Source organism: Citrobacter sp. MGH 55, from assembly GCF_016906145.1.
Lineage (GTDB): Bacteria > Pseudomonadota > Gammaproteobacteria > Enterobacterales > Enterobacteriaceae > Citrobacter_A > Citrobacter_A amalonaticus.
On sequence record NZ_CP070239.1, the window covers coordinates 2,619,206 to 2,636,186 of the forward strand.

Annotated in this window: 15 protein-coding genes; 12 read left to right on the plus strand and 3 right to left on the minus strand. The window is 55.8% G+C overall.

Going from position 1 to position 16,981, the window contains the following annotated elements; all coding sequences use genetic code 11:
- Positions 1–2 precede the first annotated feature (2 nt).
- The 7 genes from lepA (at position 3) to acpS (ending at position 6,517) form a co-directional block, all read left to right on the plus strand.
- Entirely contained in the window at positions 3–1,802 is a 1,800-nt protein-coding gene (lepA, locus tag JTI98_RS10295; RefSeq protein ID WP_042999780.1) for a translation elongation factor 4, read from the plus strand.
- A gap of 16 nt (positions 1,803–1,818) precedes the next feature.
- Entirely contained in the window at positions 1,819–2,793 is a 975-nt protein-coding gene (gene lepB / locus JTI98_RS10300) for a signal peptidase I (protein WP_044253147.1), read from the plus strand.
- Positions 2,794–3,066: 273 nt separating this feature from the next.
- Positions 3,067–3,747, plus strand: coding sequence for a ribonuclease III (rnc, locus tag JTI98_RS10305; protein WP_042291512.1), 681 nt, complete (start codon positions 3,067–3,069; stop codon positions 3,745–3,747).
- Entirely contained in the window at positions 3,744–4,649 is a 906-nt protein-coding gene (gene era / locus JTI98_RS10310; RefSeq protein ID WP_042999782.1) for a GTPase Era, read from the plus strand. The genes rnc and era overlap by 4 nt, the downstream gene beginning before the upstream one ends.
- Positions 4,650–4,678: 29 nt before the next feature.
- Positions 4,679–5,389, plus strand: a complete 711-nt coding sequence (recO, locus tag JTI98_RS10315; RefSeq protein WP_043001853.1) for a DNA repair protein RecO — start codon at positions 4,679–4,681, stop codon at positions 5,387–5,389.
- A gap of 16 nt (positions 5,390–5,405) precedes the next feature.
- Entirely contained in the window at positions 5,406–6,137 is a 732-nt protein-coding gene (pdxJ, locus tag JTI98_RS10320) for a pyridoxine 5'-phosphate synthase (protein WP_216081215.1), read from the plus strand.
- Positions 6,137–6,517: a holo-ACP synthase gene (acpS, locus tag JTI98_RS10325; protein WP_042999784.1), complete on the plus strand. Its 381-nt coding sequence runs from the start codon at positions 6,137–6,139 to the stop codon at positions 6,515–6,517. Before pdxJ ends, acpS begins: the two co-directional genes overlap by 1 nt.
- Here acpS and JTI98_RS10330 read toward each other — a convergent pair.
- Together JTI98_RS10330 and JTI98_RS10335 are read right to left on the minus strand one after the other, a co-directional pair.
- Complete coding sequence (locus tag JTI98_RS10330; protein WP_042999785.1) at positions 6,514–6,774, minus strand: YfhL family 4Fe-4S dicluster ferredoxin; 261 nt, start codon at positions 6,772–6,774, stop codon at positions 6,514–6,516. The two genes, acpS and JTI98_RS10330, sit on opposite strands and share 4 nt — an antisense overlap.
- 55 nt (positions 6,775–6,829) lie before the next feature.
- Entirely contained in the window at positions 6,830–7,678 is an 849-nt protein-coding gene (locus JTI98_RS10335) for a MurR/RpiR family transcriptional regulator (protein WP_042999786.1), read from the minus strand.
- Between the two features lie 116 nt (positions 7,679–7,794).
- On the opposite strand from JTI98_RS10335, the gene murQ reads away from it, so the two are divergent.
- From murQ to tadA, 4 genes are read left to right on the plus strand one after another with little or no spacing between them, the layout of a single operon-like run.
- Positions 7,795–8,697: an N-acetylmuramic acid 6-phosphate etherase gene (murQ, locus tag JTI98_RS10340; protein WP_042999787.1), complete on the plus strand. Its 903-nt coding sequence runs from the start codon at positions 7,795–7,797 to the stop codon at positions 8,695–8,697.
- A gap of 2 nt (positions 8,698–8,699) precedes the next feature.
- Positions 8,700–10,064, plus strand: coding sequence for a PTS transporter subunit EIIC (locus JTI98_RS10345; protein WP_042999788.1), 1,365 nt, complete (start codon positions 8,700–8,702; stop codon positions 10,062–10,064).
- A gap of 3 nt (positions 10,065–10,067) precedes the next feature.
- On the plus strand, positions 10,068–10,703 hold the full coding sequence (gene yfhb / locus JTI98_RS10350; RefSeq protein WP_044326601.1) for a phosphatidylglycerophosphatase C: 636 nt from the start codon (positions 10,068–10,070) through the stop codon (positions 10,701–10,703).
- A 43-nt stretch (positions 10,704–10,746) separates the two neighbouring features.
- Positions 10,747–11,265: a tRNA adenosine(34) deaminase TadA gene (gene tadA, locus JTI98_RS10355; RefSeq protein WP_072011051.1), complete on the plus strand. Its 519-nt coding sequence runs from the start codon at positions 10,747–10,749 to the stop codon at positions 11,263–11,265.
- A 15-nt stretch (positions 11,266–11,280) separates the two neighbouring features.
- Here the strand turns inward: tadA and mltF are convergent, their stop codons facing one another.
- Positions 11,281–12,831, minus strand: coding sequence for a membrane-bound lytic murein transglycosylase MltF (gene mltF / locus JTI98_RS10360; RefSeq protein WP_044253141.1), 1,551 nt, complete (start codon positions 12,829–12,831; stop codon positions 11,281–11,283).
- 261 nt (positions 12,832–13,092) lie between these two features.
- Here mltF and purL point away from each other — a divergent pair, with 261 nt between their 5' ends.
- Positions 13,093–16,980: a phosphoribosylformylglycinamidine synthase gene (purL, locus tag JTI98_RS10365; protein ID WP_044326600.1), complete on the plus strand. Its 3,888-nt coding sequence runs from the start codon at positions 13,093–13,095 to the stop codon at positions 16,978–16,980.
- Position 16,981 lies beyond the last annotated feature (1 nt).

The window sequence follows — 16,981 nt, forward strand, 5'->3', positions numbered from 1 at the left end:
TTATGAAGAACATACGTAACTTTTCGATCATTGCTCACATCGACCACGGTAAATCGACGCTGTCTGACCGTATTATTCAGATCTGCGGTGGCCTGTCTGACCGTGAAATGGAAGCGCAGGTTCTCGACTCGATGGATCTTGAGCGTGAGCGCGGTATTACTATCAAAGCGCAGAGCGTAACGCTCGATTTCAAATCCGCTGATGGTGAAACATACCAGCTTAACTTCATCGACACCCCAGGCCACGTTGACTTCTCGTATGAAGTTTCTCGTTCGCTTGCCGCTTGTGAAGGCGCACTGCTGGTGGTGGATGCCGGGCAGGGTGTCGAAGCGCAAACCCTGGCAAACTGCTACACCGCGATGGAAATGGATCTCGAAGTGGTGCCGGTCCTCAATAAAATTGACCTGCCAGCCGCCGATCCCGAGCGTGTCGCCGAAGAGATTGAAGACATCGTTGGTATTGATGCGACTGATGCCGTGCGCTGCTCGGCGAAAACTGGCGTGGGCGTGACCGACGTTCTGGAACGTCTGGTGCGTGATATTCCGCCGCCGCAGGGCGATCCGGATGGACCGTTACAGGCGCTGATCATCGACTCCTGGTTCGATAATTATCTCGGCGTTGTCTCGCTGGTGCGTATTAAAAACGGCACCCTGCGTAAAGGCGACAAAATCAAAGTGATGAGTACCGGTCAGACCTATAACGCTGACCGTCTGGGGATCTTCACGCCTAAACAGGTTGATCGTACCGAGCTTAAGTGCGGCGAGGTAGGTTGGCTGGTGTGTGCGATTAAAGACATCCTCGGCGCACCGGTTGGCGATACCCTGACTCAGGCACGTAACCCGGCAGAAAAAGCGCTGCCAGGCTTCAAAAAGGTAAAACCGCAGGTTTATGCGGGCCTGTTCCCGGTCAGCTCTGATGATTACGAGAACTTCCGCGACGCGCTGGGCAAGCTTAGCCTCAACGACGCCTCTCTGTTCTATGAGCCGGAAAGTTCTACTGCGCTGGGCTTCGGCTTCCGCTGTGGCTTCCTTGGTCTGTTACACATGGAGATCATTCAGGAGCGTCTGGAACGTGAATACGATCTCGACCTGATCACCACCGCGCCGACGGTTGTGTATGAAGTCGAAACCACCGCGAAAGAGACGATTTACGTCGACAGCCCGTCCAAGCTGCCACCGCTGAATAACATCTATGAGTTGCGCGAACCGATCGCGGAATGTCATATGCTGTTGCCTCAGGCATACCTCGGTAACGTGATTACCCTGTGTATTGAGAAGCGTGGCGTGCAGACCAACATGGTTTACCACGGTAACCAGGTGGCGCTGACTTATGAAATCCCGATGGCTGAAGTGGTACTCGACTTCTTTGACCGCCTGAAGTCCACCTCGCGCGGTTATGCGTCGCTGGATTACAACTTTAAACGCTTCCAGGCCTCCGACATGGTGCGTGTTGATGTCTTGATCAACAACGAACGTGTCGATGCGCTGGCGCTGATCACTCACCGTGATAACTCGCAGAGCCGTGGTCGTGAGCTGGTGGAGAAGATGAAAGATCTGATCCCACGTCAACAGTTCGATATTGCGATCCAGGCGGCGATCGGGACGCATATCATTGCGCGTTCTACTGTGAAACAGTTGCGTAAAAACGTTCTGGCAAAATGCTATGGCGGCGATATCAGCCGTAAGAAAAAGCTGTTGCAGAAGCAGAAAGAAGGTAAGAAGCGGATGAAGCAGATCGGTAACGTTGAGCTGCCTCAGGAAGCGTTCCTCGCCATTCTGCATGTCGGCAAAGACAGCAAATAATCCTTAAGGAGTTGGCATGGCGAATATGTTTGCCCTGATTCTAGTGATTGCCACATTGGTCACGGGCATTTTATGGTGCGTGGATAAATTTATCTTCGCACCAAAACGTCGGGAGCGTCAGGCGGCGGCACAGGCTGCAGCCGGAGATTCACTGGATAAGGCAACGCTGAAAAAAGTCTCGCCGAAGCCTGGCTGGCTGGAAACTGGCGCTTCGGTTTTCCCGGTGCTGGCTATCGTGCTGGTTGTGCGTTCGTTCATCTATGAACCTTTCCAGATCCCATCGGGTTCGATGATGCCGACGCTGTTGATCGGTGACTTTATTCTGGTGGAGAAATTTGCCTACGGTATTAAAGATCCGATTTACCAGAAAACCCTGATCGAAACGGGTCATCCCAAACGCGGTGATATCGTGGTCTTTAAATACCCGGAAGATCCACGGCTGGATTACATCAAGCGAGCGGTCGGTTTGCCTGGTGATAAAGTGACCTATGATCCGGTCGCGAAAGAAGTGACTATTCAGCCGGGTTGCCGTTCGGGTCAGGCGTGTGAGAACGCCCTGCCGGTCACCTATAGCGACGTTCAGCCGAGCGATTTTGTGCAGACGTTTGCACGTCGTAACGGTGGTGAAGCCACCAGTGGTTTCTTTGAGATCCCGCTGAGTGAAACGAAAGAGAACGGTATTCGTCTGTCCGAGCGTAAAGAGACGCTGGGCGACGTGACGCACCGTATTCTGACCGTGCCGATTGCTCAGGATCAGGTGGGGATGTATTACCAGCAGTCCGGGCAGCCGCTGGCGACCTGGATTGTGCCGCCGGGCCAGTATTTCATGATGGGCGACAACCGCGATAACAGCGCGGACAGCCGTTACTGGGGCTTTGTCCCGGAAGCGAATCTGGTCGGTAAAGCCACTGCCATCTGGATGAGTTTCGACAAACAAGAAGGCGAATGGCCGACTGGCGTTCGTTTAAGCCGCATTGGTGGTATCCACTAATTGCCGCGAATCGTTCACGTTGTCGTCGTTATGACGGCAACGTGAATTATTTCTTCGATAAATCTGCCCAGGCTAACGACATCCCTCGTCGTTGTGTATAGAATATTCCCCCGAAGTTTCAGGTTGGCGCCTCCAGGTCGCCACGGCACACGAAACAGCGTTGGTCCCCCTATATGAGCGTACATAAGCTGCTTAACGCGGCCGGAAGGATGCTACATATATCAGGTCTGTTTCGTGTGCTGAATTGTTGACGCATTTATTTATTGGTATCGCATGAACCCCATCGTAATTAATCGGCTTCAACGGAAGCTGGGCTACACTTTTACTCATCAGGAGTTGTTGCAGCAGGCATTAACCCATCGCAGTGCCAGCAGCAAACATAACGAGCGTTTAGAATTTCTTGGCGACTCAATTTTAAGTTTTGTGATTGCGAATGCGCTGTATCACCGTTTCCCGCGAGTGGACGAGGGTGATATGAGTCGTATGCGCGCGACGCTGGTGCGCGGGAATACGCTGGCTGAATTAGCCCGCGAGTTTGATCTGGGCGAATGTCTGCGCTTAGGGCCTGGCGAACTGAAAAGCGGTGGCTTCCGTCGCGAATCGATTCTGGCCGATACCGTCGAAGCGTTGATTGGCGGGGTTTTCCTTGACAGTGACATTCAGACCGTCGAAAAGCTGATCCTCAACTGGTATCAGACTCGTCTGGACGAAATCAGTCCTGGCGATAAGCAAAAAGATCCGAAAACGCGTTTGCAGGAGTATTTGCAGGGTCGCCATCTGCCGCTGCCGTCTTATCTGGTGGTACAGGTGCGTGGTGAAGCGCACGATCAGGAATTTACTATCCACTGCCAGGTCAGCGGCCTGAGTGAACCGGTGGTTGGCACAGGTTCGAGCCGTCGCAAGGCGGAACAGGCTGCCGCCGAACAGGCGTTGAAAAAACTGGAGCTGGAATGAGCGACGAAAAAACCTATTGCGGATTTATTGCCATCGTCGGTCGTCCGAACGTTGGCAAATCCACGCTGTTGAACAACCTGCTCGGGCAGAAGATTTCGATCACCTCCCGTAAAGCGCAGACCACGCGTCACCGTATTGTCGGGATCCATACCGAAGGGCCCTGGCAGGCGATTTACGTCGATACTCCGGGTCTGCACATGGAAGAAAAACGCGCGATTAACCGTCTGATGAACAAAGCGGCCAGCAGCTCCATTGGTGATGTTGAACTGGTGATCTTTGTGGTGGAAGGCACCCGCTGGACGCCGGATGACGAGATGGTGCTCAATAAACTGCGTGACGGTAAAGCGCCGGTGATTCTGGCCGTCAACAAAGTAGATAACGTGCAGGAAAAAGCCGATCTGCTGCCGCATTTGCAGTTCCTGGCAAGCCAGATGGACTTCCTCGACATCGTACCGATCTCTGCGGAAACCGGGATGAATGTCGACACCGTCGCGGGCATCGTGCGCAAGCATCTGCCGGAGGCGGAGCATCACTTCCCGGAAGATTACATCACCGATCGTTCACAGCGTTTTATGGCTTCTGAAATCATCCGTGAAAAGCTGATGCGTTTCCTTGGCGCTGAACTTCCATACTCCGTGACTGTGGAAATCGAACGCTTCGTGTCAAACGAGCGCGGCGGTTATGACATCAACGGGCTGATCCTCGTTGAGCGCGAAGGGCAAAAGAAGATGGTTATTGGCAACAAAGGGGCCAAAATCAAGACCATCGGTATTGAAGCGCGTAAAGACATGCAGGAAATGTTTGAAGCTCCGGTTCATCTTGAACTGTGGGTGAAAGTGAAATCCGGCTGGGCCGATGACGAACGCGCGCTGCGCAGTCTCGGTTACGTCGACGATCTCTAAACCTGCGCTCCGAACAGGCGACGAGTATGATGGAGGGCTGGCAGCGCGCATTTGTCCTGCATAGTCGCCCCTGGAGCGAAACCAGCCTGATGCTGGACGTCTTCACGGAAGAGTCGGGTCGCGTGCGTCTTGTTGCTAAAGGCGCACGTTCTAAACGCTCTAATCTGAAAGGTGCCCTTCAACCTTTCACCCCCCTGTTAGTCCGCTTTGGCGGACGTGGCGACGTCAAAACGCTGCGTAGCGCGGAAGCGGTTTCTCTGGCGCTCCCTCTGAGCGGTATCACGCTGTACAGCGGCCTGTACGTCAACGAACTGCTCGCCCGCGTGCTGGAGCACGAAACCCGCTTTTCTGAACTCTTTTTCGATTATCTGCATTGCATTCAGGCACTGGCGGGGGCTACGGGAACGCCGGAACCCGTGCTGCGTCGTTTTGAACTGGCGCTGCTCGGCCACCTCGGGTATGGAGTCGATTTCCTGCACTGTGCGGGCAGCGGTGAGCCGGTGGATGACACCATGACCTACCGCTATCGCGAAGAAAAAGGCTTTATCGCCAGCGTTGTGATTGACAACAGCACCTTTACCGGACGCCATCTGCGGGCGCTGGCAGAACGCGAATTTCCGGATGTTGATACGCTACGTGCGGCGAAACGCTTTACCCGCATAGCGCTGAAGCCGTATCTTGGTGGTAAACCCTTAAAGAGCCGCGAATTATTCCGGCAGTTCATGCCGAAGCGAACATAAAATCACGAGGATTGTCATGGCTGAATTACTGTTAGGCGTCAACATTGACCACATTGCCACGTTACGTAATGCACGCGGTACTGAATATCCGGATCCGGTTCAGGCGGCATTCATTGCCGAGCAGGCGGGTGCTGATGGCATTACCGTCCATTTACGTGAAGATCGCCGTCACATTACCGACCGCGATGTCCGCATTCTGCGCCAGACGCTGGACACGCGTATGAACCTGGAAATGGCGGTGACGGAAGAGATGCTGGCGATTGCCGTGGAAACCAAACCGCATTTTTGCTGCCTGGTGCCGGAAAAGCGCCAGGAAGTGACCACCGAAGGCGGCCTGGATGTGGCCGGGCAGCGCGACAAAATGCGTGATGCCTGTAAACGTCTGGCTGACGCCGGGATCCTTGTGTCGCTGTTTATTGACGCCGATGACGCGCAAATCAAAGCGGCTGCTGACGTCGGCGCACCGTACATTGAAATTCATACCGGCTGCTATGCAGATGCAAAAACCGATGCGGAACAGGCGCAGGAACTGGCGCGCATCGCGAAAGCCGCCACCTTTGCCGCAAGCCTGGGGCTGAAAGTCAATGCGGGACACGGCCTGACCTATCACAACGTCAAAGCCATTGCCGCGCTGCCGGAAATGCACGAGCTGAATATCGGTCATGCGATTATCGGTCGTGCGGTGATGAGCGGGCTGAAAGACGCCGTCGCGGAAATGAAACGTTTGATGCTGGAAGCGCGCGGCTAATGGCCATTCTTGGATTAGGCACCGATATCGTGGAGATTGCGCGCATTGAAGCGGTGATCTCCCGTTCCGGTGACCGGCTTGCCCGACGAGTGCTCAGCGCTAACGAGTGGGCTATCTGGGAAACGCACCAGCAGCCGGTGCGTTTTCTGGCAAAACGCTTTGCCGTCAAAGAGGCGGCGGCGAAAGCTTTTGGTACCGGTATTCGCAATGGGCTGGCGTTTAATCAGTTTGAAGTGTTTAACGACGAACTTGGTAAACCGCGCTTGCGGTTATGGGGAGAGGCGTTAGCGCTGGCGGAAAAACTAGGCGTTGCGCATATGCACGTAACGCTGGCCGATGAACGTCACTATGCCTGCGCCACGGTCATTATCGAAAGTTAGATTTTATCGGCGTGGTGCATCTGGACAAATTTGTCCCACAGTTGTTCTTCCGTTTCGACATGTGCCGGGTCTTTGAGGATCGTATTGGGGATCGGGCACACCTTCTGGCAGGTGGGCGTGTCGTAATGACCGACGCACTCGGTGCATTTGTCGCTGTTAATCTCATAGATGCTGTCACCCATCGAAATGGCCTCATTCGGACATTCGGGTTCGCACATATCGCAATTGATGCATTTTTTCGTGATTAACAGGGCCATCAGGAAACTCTCAAAACAACACAAACCGGGCGGGCATTATACGCGCATTCCTTGCTCAGACCAGTTTTTTTACCAGCGCCTCGCTGTGGCGAATACGTTCAGGTGCGTGCTCCAGATCCTGCTGTACCAGCGCCATAAAAAGCAGATCGGTGAGCATCATTTGCGCGTGGGTTGAAGAGATCGCCGCACTGCGGGTGGCCTGTTCTTCCGCGATGGTATACAGGCAGTGGCTGGCGCGCTGTTGAAGCCCATTAGGGGTGAAACCCGTGATCGCCAGGATCTGCCCGCCGACGCGTAAAGTCTCTTCTGCCGCCAGGTTCAGTTCCCGACGTTCGCCGCTGTAGGAAATCGCTAACAGCAGATCGTCCGGCGTCAGCGCCTGAACCGTGGCCAACAGCGCATGCATATCGCGCTCAACAATAGCATTCAGGCCGATTTTCATCAGCTTCCAGGCAAAATTCTGCGCTACCAGACCGGAGGCACCAATCCCGGTTAACACGATCCGACGGGCGTTACGCAGCATCGTCACGCTTTCGCTCAGCTTCTCTTCCGTGTTGACATCCAGCGTGGCATGCATCGCCGCCACATTCTCTTTGATCAGTTTCTCGCCGACCAGACGCAGGGGATCGTCGCCACGGATCTGGTTATGCACTGGCACCGAATGCGGGTTCGGATTGCTGACCAGCGCTTCGCTGATCGCCAGTTTCAACGCCGGGAATCCCTTATAGCCGAGCTTTTGCGCGAACTTCACCACGCTCGACTGACTGACGCCCGCTTCGGCGGCCAGTTGCTGAGAACTGAGGTGGCGGGCAGTGTCGGGTTGTATCAGAAGATAGTCCGCGAGTTTTTTATCACTCTGCGCAAATCCCGGGTAGCGCTGTCGGATGCGAATTAAACAGTTCATGGTCTCTCCTGACGAAAACGTGATGGCGGCGACAAAATGAAATTTCACTCGCCTGCACGAATATTATATTCCATTATTGGTCGTTAATATGAATTAAAAATTCCTGAGGAGCAAACATGAATCTCGGCGCTTTAGTATCAGAAACCCGTAATCCGCAAACAATGGACCTCGACGCGTTATCAACGCTGGATCTGGTTCACCGTTTTAATCAACAGGATACGCTGGTAGCGGAAGCAGTAAAAGCAACATTGCCCGATGTTGCGAGCGCCGTCGATGCCGCGGCTGAAGCGTTAAAATCCGGTGGTCGGATTATCTATATGGGCGCAGGGACCAGTGGGCGACTCGGCGTGCTGGATGCGTCTGAATGCCCACCGACGTTTGGCGTTCCTCATGGTCTGGTGGTGGGGCTAATCGCCGGTGGTCCGGGAGCATTGCTGAAAGCCGTTGAAGGGGCAGAAGACAACGCGCAGCTCGGTGAAGACGATCTTATTGCCCTGAACCTCGTGCCGCAGGATCTGGTGGTTGGGCTGGCGGCATCAGGGCGTACGCCGTATGTCATCGGTGGACTGAAATATGCCCGCAAAACGGGTTGTACCACGGTTGCTATCTCCTGTAATCCGGACTCGCCGATTGCGCAGGAAGCGGATATTGCGATTTCACCCGTAGTAGGGCCTGAGGCGCTGACAGGCTCAACGCGTCTGAAATCCGGTACCGCGCAAAAGCTGGTGCTCAATATGATCTCCACCGGGGCGATGGTGAAGTTTGGCAAGGTGTACCAGAACCTGATGGTGGATATGAAAGCAACCAATATCAAACTGATGGACCGCGCGTGTCGAATGGTGGTTGAAGCCACAGGCATTGCCCGCGCTGAGGCGGAAACGCTGCTCAGACAGACCGATTTTGACGTGAAACCGGCCATTCTTATGGCACTGAGCGGTCTCAACGCTGATGCGGCGCGCGAAAAACTGGCCGCCCATCAGGGATTCTTACGCGCTGCGTTAGCTGATTCATCGAGGTAACTATGGATAAGATGGCGACCCTTGCCAGCGATATTCTGCTGGGAATAGGCGGAGAACAAAATATTCTGCGTCTGGAAAATTGTATGACGCGCGTCCGGGTGGAAGTGAAAGACGATACGCTGCTGGATATCCCGCATCTGAAACAGCTACCGGGCGTCAGTGGCTACGTGAAGCAGGGGGCGCAGCATCAGATCATCGTCGGACCCGGAAAGGCGGCAAAGGTCGTTGATGCCATGCGAGCGCTGTTGGCGCAGGGGAGCGCGCGCCCGGCAGTCGATGACATTGAGCGCACGAAATCGCAGGCCAAAGCAAAGTACAAAGCGCCGATGAGCGATGCGCTACGCAAGCTGGCGAATGTTTTTATTCCCCTGATCCCGGCGTTTATCGCCTCCGGTTTAATCACCGGCATCATTAACATTCTCAAACGCCCGGATATCGTCGGCGATTTCGCCACCCATTACCCCAACATGCTGGGGCTGATGGGGATATTCGGCAGTGCAGTTTTCGCCATCATGAACATTCTGGTGGGGGTGAATACCGCCAAAGTCTTCGGTGGTTCGCTGGCGATGGGCGGCGTGATGGCGGGCATTCTGTCGAGTCCGCAACTGGCGCAAATTACGCTGTTTGGTGAAGCGCTCCAGCCAGGCCGTGGTGGGGTGATTGCCGTGCTGCTGGTGGTGGCGCTGATGTGCTGGATCGAGCGTAAATTCCGCGACGTGTTACCCGGCTCGCTGGAGCTTATCCTCAATCCGCTACTGACGACCATCATCACCGGCTCGATTGCGATTGTGGCGCTGCAACCGCTGGGCGGCTGGATTTCGGAGTCAATTGCTCACGGCGCGTCCTGGGCTATCGATCGCGGCGGCTTTCTGGTCGGCGCGGTTCTGGCGGGAACCTTCCTGCCACTGGTGCTGACGGGGCTGCATCAGGGGCTGGTGCCGATTCACGTTGAGCTGGTGCAGGCGCATGGCTATAACGCGCTCTTTCCCATTCTGGCGATGGCGGGCGTCGGGCAAGTGGGCGCGGCAATTGCCGTGCTAATGAAAACCCGTAACGCGCGGTTGAAAAAAGTGATTAAGGGGGCGTTACCGGTGGGATTACTCGGTATTGGCGAACCGCTGATTTTTGGCGTCACGCTTCCCCTGGGCAAACCGTTTATTGGCGCCTGTCTTGGTGGCGCAGTAGGCGGAGCGCTGATCAGCTACTGGAAGGTCGCCACCGTCATCACCTTCGGTATTTCCGGATTACCGCTGGCGTTAACGATTGTTGCCGGAAAAGTGATGTTCTATCTGTTAGGCTATTTAGTAGCAGTGATAGCCGGGTTCCTGTTTACCTGGCTGTTAGGATTCAACGATCCCGAGGAGTAAGGTTTGACCAATCACGCGCGTCGTGTCGTTTTTTTTGATTTGGATGGTACGCTACATCAGCAGGATATGTTTGGCAGTTTCCTGCGCTATCTGTTGCGTCGCCAGCCGCTGAATGCGCTGCTCGTGCTGCCGTTGTTGCCCGTGATTGTCGGTGCGTTACTGATTAAAGGACGCGCTGCGCGCTGGCCGATGAGTCTGCTGCTGTGGGGATGTACCTTCGGCCACAGCGAGACCAGTCTACAGGCCAGGCAGGCCGATTTTGTTCGATGGTTCCGACAGAACGTTACGGCGTTTCCTCAGGTCCAGGAGCGTCTGACCACCTATCTGCTCAGCTCCGATGCCGATATCTGGCTCATCACCGGTTCGCCGCAGTCGCTGGTGGAACAGGTCTATGTTGATACGCCGTGGCTGCCGCGCGTGAATTTGATCGCCAGCCAGATGAAGCGGGGGTACGGCGGTTGGGTGCTGACCCTGCGCTGTCTGGGGCATGAAAAAGTCGCACAGCTGGAGCGTAAAATCGGCACGCCGCTGCGCCTCTACAGCGGCTACAGCGACAGCAATCAGGACAACCCGCTGCTCTATTTTTGCCAGCACCGCTGGCGCGTCACGCCTCGTGGAGAACTCCAGCAACTGGAATAGTTGAAAGACGAAGGGTATCGCGACCCTGTATAATGCGCCCGCAATGATTACCGGAGTAACCCCTTTGTCAGATGTTGAGTTTAGTCACGAATACTGGATGCGTCATGCGTTAACGCTGGCGAAGCGCGCCTGGGATGAACGTGAAGTCCCGGTCGGTGCCGTATTGGTGCACAACAATCGCGTGATCGGTGAAGGCTGGAACCGCCCGATTGGCCATCACGATCCCACCGCGCACGCAGAGATCATGGCGCTACGTCAGGGCGGCCTCGTCCTGCAAAATTATCGTCTGATTGACGCGACGCTGTATGTGACCCTTGAGCCGTGCGTCATGTGCGCTGGCGCGATGGTGCACAGCCGTATCCGCCATGTGGTGTTCGGCGCGCGCGATGCAAAAACCGGCGCTGCCGGTTCGCTGATGGATGTTCTGCATCATCCGGGAATGAATCATCGCGTTGAGGTCACTGAAGGAATATTGCGTGAGGAGTGTGCGACGCTGCTCAGCGATTTCTTCCGCATGCGCCGTCAGGAGATCAAAGCGTTGAAGAAAGCCGCAAGCCAGTAGGCATTGCGGTTCTGTTTACTCTTTGTCTTCTTTCTTCTGCGGTAAACGCAGCAGCGACGGCGAGTGCGTCAGATAACTGGATGACGATTGCGACAGGAAGGCGGCGAGTGGTCGCCGCTGTTTGCCAAATTCCGTTGGTGAGACGACCGGATACTCTTGTGCCAGTTTCATCTCTTCAGCCAGTTGCTTTTCTTTCTCCTGCAAATAGCCCTGCAGGCTTATCTGATATTTACGGATGTTTTCAACGTAGGCGTAGGCCTCATGTCCGCGCGCATAACCGTAGGTCAGCTTGCTGTAATACTGTTTTTGACTGAGCAACGGCAGCCGCTGTTTGACGTCTGCCCAACTGTCCGGGTTTCCCTTCGTTTTGGCTGTCAGCGCCCGCGCATCAAGCATATGCGCATAACCCATGTTATAGGCCGCCAGCGCAAACCAGATACGCTCGTTCTCGGGTACGGTGTCCGGCACTTTACTCATCATGTCCTGTAAGTAGCGTGCTCCACCGCTGATGCTCTGCTCAGGATCGGTTCTGTCGGTCAGACCGAGACTTTGTGCGGTGTTTTTGGTGAGCATCATCATGCCGCGCACGCCGGTTGGTGATGTGGCCTGCGGATCCCAATGCGATTCCTGCCAGGAGATCGCCGCAAGCAGCTGCCAGCCAATCTCCTGGGCGTGTTTTTCAAACAGCGGTTTCAGGTCGGGGAGCATGGCATCAACCGCGCGCAGAAAGGTGCGGGTATCGACATAGTCAAAATCATCGCCGTGCCCCAGATATTTTTCTTCGAGACGCGCCAGGGAGCCGTCCTCATTCATGCCGTTGAAGAAATCGAGCAGGGCGGCAGACAGCGTGTTGTCATCATCCAGCTGGCTAAACCAGGTCACCGGCTGTTCGTCGGTGATATCCAGCGCAACGGCCAGTTCGGGATGAACGCGTTGGTAGAGGCTGATGGCGACAGAGTCGGCAATGGTGTAATCCAGCTGTCCGGCAATCACCGCATCAAGCAGTTCCGTTGAGCCTTTTTTCTCATCGATCCGCCAGCTCAGCTCAGGGTATTTTGTCTGTTTCAGCGTTTGCAGATCGTTTGCCACCACGTGTCCCGGCGTGATAGTGAGTTGACTTTCCGTCACGCTGCCCAACGTACGGGGACGATACTGACCCACTTTGTAGACCAGTTGCTGGGATACCGAATAGTAAGTCGGCCCTGGCTGATAGTTTTTCACTCGTTCACTGTTGTAGACCAGCCCGGCCGCCAGCAGGTCGGCGTCACCATTATCCAGATCGTCAAACAGCTGGCTGATGTTCTGGCGGACGGTAATCTTCAGTTTTACACCCAGATAGCTGGCGAACTGCTGCGCCAGCTCGTAATCGAGCCCGTACGGCTTACCGTCGAGTTTCGCCCAGGTGAGCGGCGACTCAATTGTGCTCACGCGCAACTCTCCCCGCGACTGGATCGCGGCGATACGATTATCGGCTTTACCGAACCAGGGGATAGAGGGCCAGAGGGCCGCCGCCAGCAGCAGCGTCAGTATGCCGATGAACAGATAATTAATCTTTAATTTTTTCAATTAGTTAATTCTCTGAACCGTGCGTTGCCTCAGGATGGGAAAAAGAATAGAAAGGCCAGGAGTATTCATCAATGAGCGGCATTTTGCTTAAACTTGCGCCAGTTGGCAACTAATTACAGCCATTGGCAGCATCGTATGACAATAACGGCGGTGGATTTTATTTCGACGCAAACGGTTTCGTCGGCGGCTCAGATTCTTTATAATGACGCCCGTTTCCCCACTTGGGCACACCGAAAGCTTAGCTTAGAAGACGAGAGACTTATGATGGAAATTCTGCGTGGTTCGCCTGCACTGTCCGCATTCCGTATTAACAAACTGCTGGCACGTTTTCAGGCTGCCAACCTCCAGGTAAGCAATATTTACGCCGAGTACGTCCATTTCGCTGACCTGAACGCTCCGTTGAACGAGGATGAGCACGCGCAGCTTGCCCGTCTGCTGAAATACGGTCCCAGCCTGAGCAGCCACACCCCGGAAGGGAAACTGCTGCTGGTGACGCCGCGCCCTGGCACCATCTCCCCCTGGTCTTCCAAAGCGACAGATATCGCCCATAACTGCGGTCTGCAACAAATTGACCGTCTGGAACGCGGCGTCGCTTATTACGTTGAGGCCTCCACGCTAAGCGCTGAGCAGTGGCAGTGGGTTGCCGCTGAACTGCACGATCGAATGATGGAGACGGTGTTCTCTTCGTTAACCGATGCGGAAAAACTGTTTGCTCACCATCAGCCGGCGCCGGTTGCAAGTGTTGATCTGCTGGGTGAAGGCCGTCAGGCGCTGATTGATGCTAACCTGCGTCTCGGTCTGGCGCTGGCGGATGACGAAATTGATTACCTGCAGGACGCGTTTACCCGACTGGGGCGCAACCCGAACGACATCGAACTCTACATGTTTGCGCAGGCGAACTCTGAGCACTGCCGTCACAAGATTTTCAACGCCGACTGGATCATCGATGGCAAGCAACAGCCGAAGTCGCTGTTCAAGATGATCAAAAACACCTTTGAAACCACACCGGACCACGTGCTTTCCGCGTATAAAGATAACGCGGCGGTGATGGAAGGGTCTGAAGTGGGGCGTTACTTTGCCGACCACGCGACCGGTCGCTATGACTTCCACCAGGAGCCGGCGCATATCCTGATGAAGGTGGAAACCCATAACCACCCGACGGCGATCTCGCCGTGGCCGGGGGCGGCGACTGGTTCCGGCGGTGAAATCCGTGATGAAGGGGCAACCGGACGCGGCGCGAAGCCAAAAGCGGGTCTGGTAGGCTTCTCCGTTTCTAACCTGCGCATTCCGGGCTTTGAGCAGCCGTGGGAAGAAGACTTCGGCAAGCCAGAGCGTATTGTGACCGCGCTGGATATCATGACTGAAGGCCCGCTGGGCGGCGCGGCGTTTAACAATGAATTTGGTCGTCCTGCGCTGAACGGCTATTTCCGTACTTACGAAGAAAAAGTGAACAGCCACAATGGCGAAGAGCTGCGCGGCTATCACAAGCCGATCATGCTGGCGGGCGGGATTGGTAACATTCGTGCCGATCACGTACAGAAAGGCGAGATCGTCGTCGGGGCGAAGCTGATCGTTCTCGGCGGTCCGGCGATGAATATCGGCCTGGGCGGCGGCGCGGCTTCCTCGATGGCCTCCGGCCAGTCTGACGCGGATCTTGATTTTGCCTCGGTACAGCGTGATAACCCAGAGATGGAACGCCGCTGCCAGGAAGTGATCGACCGCTGCTGGCAGTTGGGTGACGCCAACCCGATCCTGTTTATCCACGACGTTGGCGCCGGCGGTCTGTCGAACGCGATGCCTGAACTGGTTAGCGACGGCGGACGCGGCGGTAAATTCGAACTGCGTGACATCCTCAGCGATGAGCCGGGTATGAGCCCGCTGGAGATCTGGTGTAACGAGTCCCAGGAACGTTACGTGCTGGCTGTGGCGGCGGACCAACTGCCGCTGTTCGACGAGCTGTGTAAGCGCGAGCGCGCGCCGTATGCGGTAATTGGTGAGGCGACCGAAGAACAGCATCTGTCGCTAAACGATCGTCACTTCAACAACCAGCCTATCGATCTGCCACTTGACGTACTGCTCGGCAAAACGCCGAAGATGACCCGCGACGTTCAGACGCTGAAGGCGAAAGGTGAGGCACTGGATCGTGCTGACATCACCATTGCGGATGCAGTTAAACGCGTTCTGCATCTGCCGACGGTGGCGGAAAAAACCTTCCTGGTCACCATTGGTGACCGTACTGTGACCGGGATGGTGTCTCGCGATCAGATGGTCGGTCCGTGGCAGGTGCCGGTGGCGAACTGCGCGGTGACCACCGCCAGCCTCGACAGCTACTACGGTGAAGCGATGTCGATCGGCGAACGTGCGCCAGTGGCGCTGCTCGACTTCTCCGCTTCTGCCCGTCTGGCGGTCGGGGAAGCATTGACCAATATCGCGGCAACGCAGATTGGTGATATCAAACGCATTAAGCTTTCCGCTAACTGGATGGCCGCAGCCGGTCACCCGGGCGAAGATGCCGGTTTATACGAAGCGGTGAAAGCGGTCGGTGAAGAACTCTGTCCGGCGCTGGGTCTGACGATTCCGGTGGGTAAAGACTCGATGTCGATGAAAACCCGTTGGCAGGAAGGCAACGAACAGCGCGAAATGACCTCGCCGCTGTCGCTGGTGATTTCCGCTTTTGCCCGCGTGGAAGATGTGCGTCATACCATCACCCCGCAGCTTTCTACTGAAGACAACGCGCTGCTGCTGATCGACCTGGGCCGTGGCCACAACGCGCTGGGCGCGACGGCGCTGGCGCAGGTATACCGCCAGCTTGGTGATACGCCGGCAGATGTGCGTGACGTCGCGCAACTGAAGGGCTTCTACGACGCGATGCAGGCGCTGGTGGCGCAACGTAAACTGCTCGCTTATCACGACCGTTCCGATGGCGGCCTGCTGGTGACGCTGGCGGAAATGGCCTTTACCGGTCACTGTGGGGTTCAGGCGGATATCGCTGCACTGGGCGACGATCGTCTGGCGGCGTTGTTCAACGAAGAACTTGGCGCGGTGATTCAGGTTCGCGCAGCGGATCGCGAGGCGGTGGAAGCACTGCTGGCGCAACACGGTCTGGGCGATTGCGTACATTACCTGGGTCAGGCCGTCACGGGCGATCGTTTTGTTATCGAAGCCAACGGTCAGACCGTCTTCAGCGAAAGTCGCACGACGCTTCGCATCTGGTGGGCCGAAACCACCTGGCAAATGCAGCGTCTGCGTGATAACCCGGAGTGCGCCGATCAGGAGCACGATGCGAAAACCAACGATGCCGATCCAGGCCTTAGCGCGAAGCTGACCTTTGATATTAATGACGATATCGCCGCACCGTATATTGCAACCGGTGCGCGTCCGAAAGTGGCGGTACTGCGTGAGCAAGGTGTGAACTCCCACGTCGAAATGGCTGCGGCGTTCCAGCGTGCAGGCTTTGACGCGATTGACGTGCACATGAGCGATCTGCTCGGTGGGCGCACGGGTCTGGGTAACTTCCAGGCGCTGGTGGCCTGCGGCGGCTTCTCTTACGGCGACGTACTGGGCGCGGGTGAGGGCTGGGCGAAATCAATCCTGTTTAACAACCGCGTGCGCGATGAGTTCGAAACCTTCTTCCATCGTCCACAAACGCTGGCGCTGGGCGTATGTAACGGCTGTCAGATGATGTCGAATCTGCGTGAACTGATCCCGGGCAGTGAACTGTGGCCGCGCTTTGTGCGTAACCATTCGGATCGCTTTGAAGCCCGCTTCAGCCTGGTTGAGGTGACCCAGAGCCCGTCTCTGTTGCTGCAGGGCATGGTCGGGTCAATGATGCCTATCGCCGTCTCGCACGGAGAAGGGCGCGTTGAAGTTCGCGACGCAGCCCATCTGGCGGCGCTGGAAAGCAAAGGTCTGGTCGCACTGCGCTTTGTCGATAACTTTGGCAACGTAACGGAAACCTACCCGGCTAACCCGAACGGCTCGCCGAATGGGATTACCGCTGTCACCACGGAAAGTGGTCGTGTGACGGTGATGATGCCGCATCCGGAACGTGTGTATCGTACCGTCAGTAACTCATGGCACCCGGAAAACTGGGGTGAGGACGGTCCGTGGATGCGTATCTTCCGTAACGCCCGCAAGCAGTTGGGATAAA

What these genes read in the sequence shown, in the direction of transcription:
- JTI98_RS10330 (WP_042999785.1), bottom strand. Translation starts at nt 6,774, where the DNA reads ATGGCCCTGTTAATCACGAAAAAATGCATCAATTGCGATATGTGCGAA.
- purL (WP_044326600.1), top strand. Translation starts at nt 13,093, where the DNA reads ATGATGGAAATTCTGCGTGGTTCGCCTGCACTGTCCGCATTCCGTATT.
- murQ (WP_042999787.1), top strand. Translation starts at nt 7,795, where the DNA reads ATGAATCTCGGCGCTTTAGTATCAGAAACCCGTAATCCGCAAACAATG.
- acpS (WP_042999784.1), top strand. Translation starts at nt 6,137, where the DNA reads ATGGCCATTCTTGGATTAGGCACCGATATCGTGGAGATTGCGCGCATT.
- lepB (WP_044253147.1), top strand. Translation starts at nt 1,819, where the DNA reads ATGGCGAATATGTTTGCCCTGATTCTAGTGATTGCCACATTGGTCACG.
- tadA (WP_072011051.1), top strand. Translation starts at nt 10,747, where the DNA reads ATGATTACCGGAGTAACCCCTTTGTCAGATGTTGAGTTTAGTCACGAA.
- JTI98_RS10345 (WP_042999788.1), top strand. Translation starts at nt 8,700, where the DNA reads ATGGATAAGATGGCGACCCTTGCCAGCGATATTCTGCTGGGAATAGGC.
- lepA (WP_042999780.1), top strand. Translation starts at nt 3, where the DNA reads ATGAAGAACATACGTAACTTTTCGATCATTGCTCACATCGACCACGGT.
- recO (WP_043001853.1), top strand. Translation starts at nt 4,679, where the DNA reads ATGGAGGGCTGGCAGCGCGCATTTGTCCTGCATAGTCGCCCCTGGAGC.
- JTI98_RS10335 (WP_042999786.1), bottom strand. Translation starts at nt 7,678, where the DNA reads ATGAACTGTTTAATTCGCATCCGACAGCGCTACCCGGGATTTGCGCAG.
- pdxJ (WP_216081215.1), top strand. Translation starts at nt 5,406, where the DNA reads ATGGCTGAATTACTGTTAGGCGTCAACATTGACCACATTGCCACGTTA.
- era (WP_042999782.1), top strand. Translation starts at nt 3,744, where the DNA reads ATGAGCGACGAAAAAACCTATTGCGGATTTATTGCCATCGTCGGTCGT.
- rnc (WP_042291512.1), top strand. Translation starts at nt 3,067, where the DNA reads ATGAACCCCATCGTAATTAATCGGCTTCAACGGAAGCTGGGCTACACT.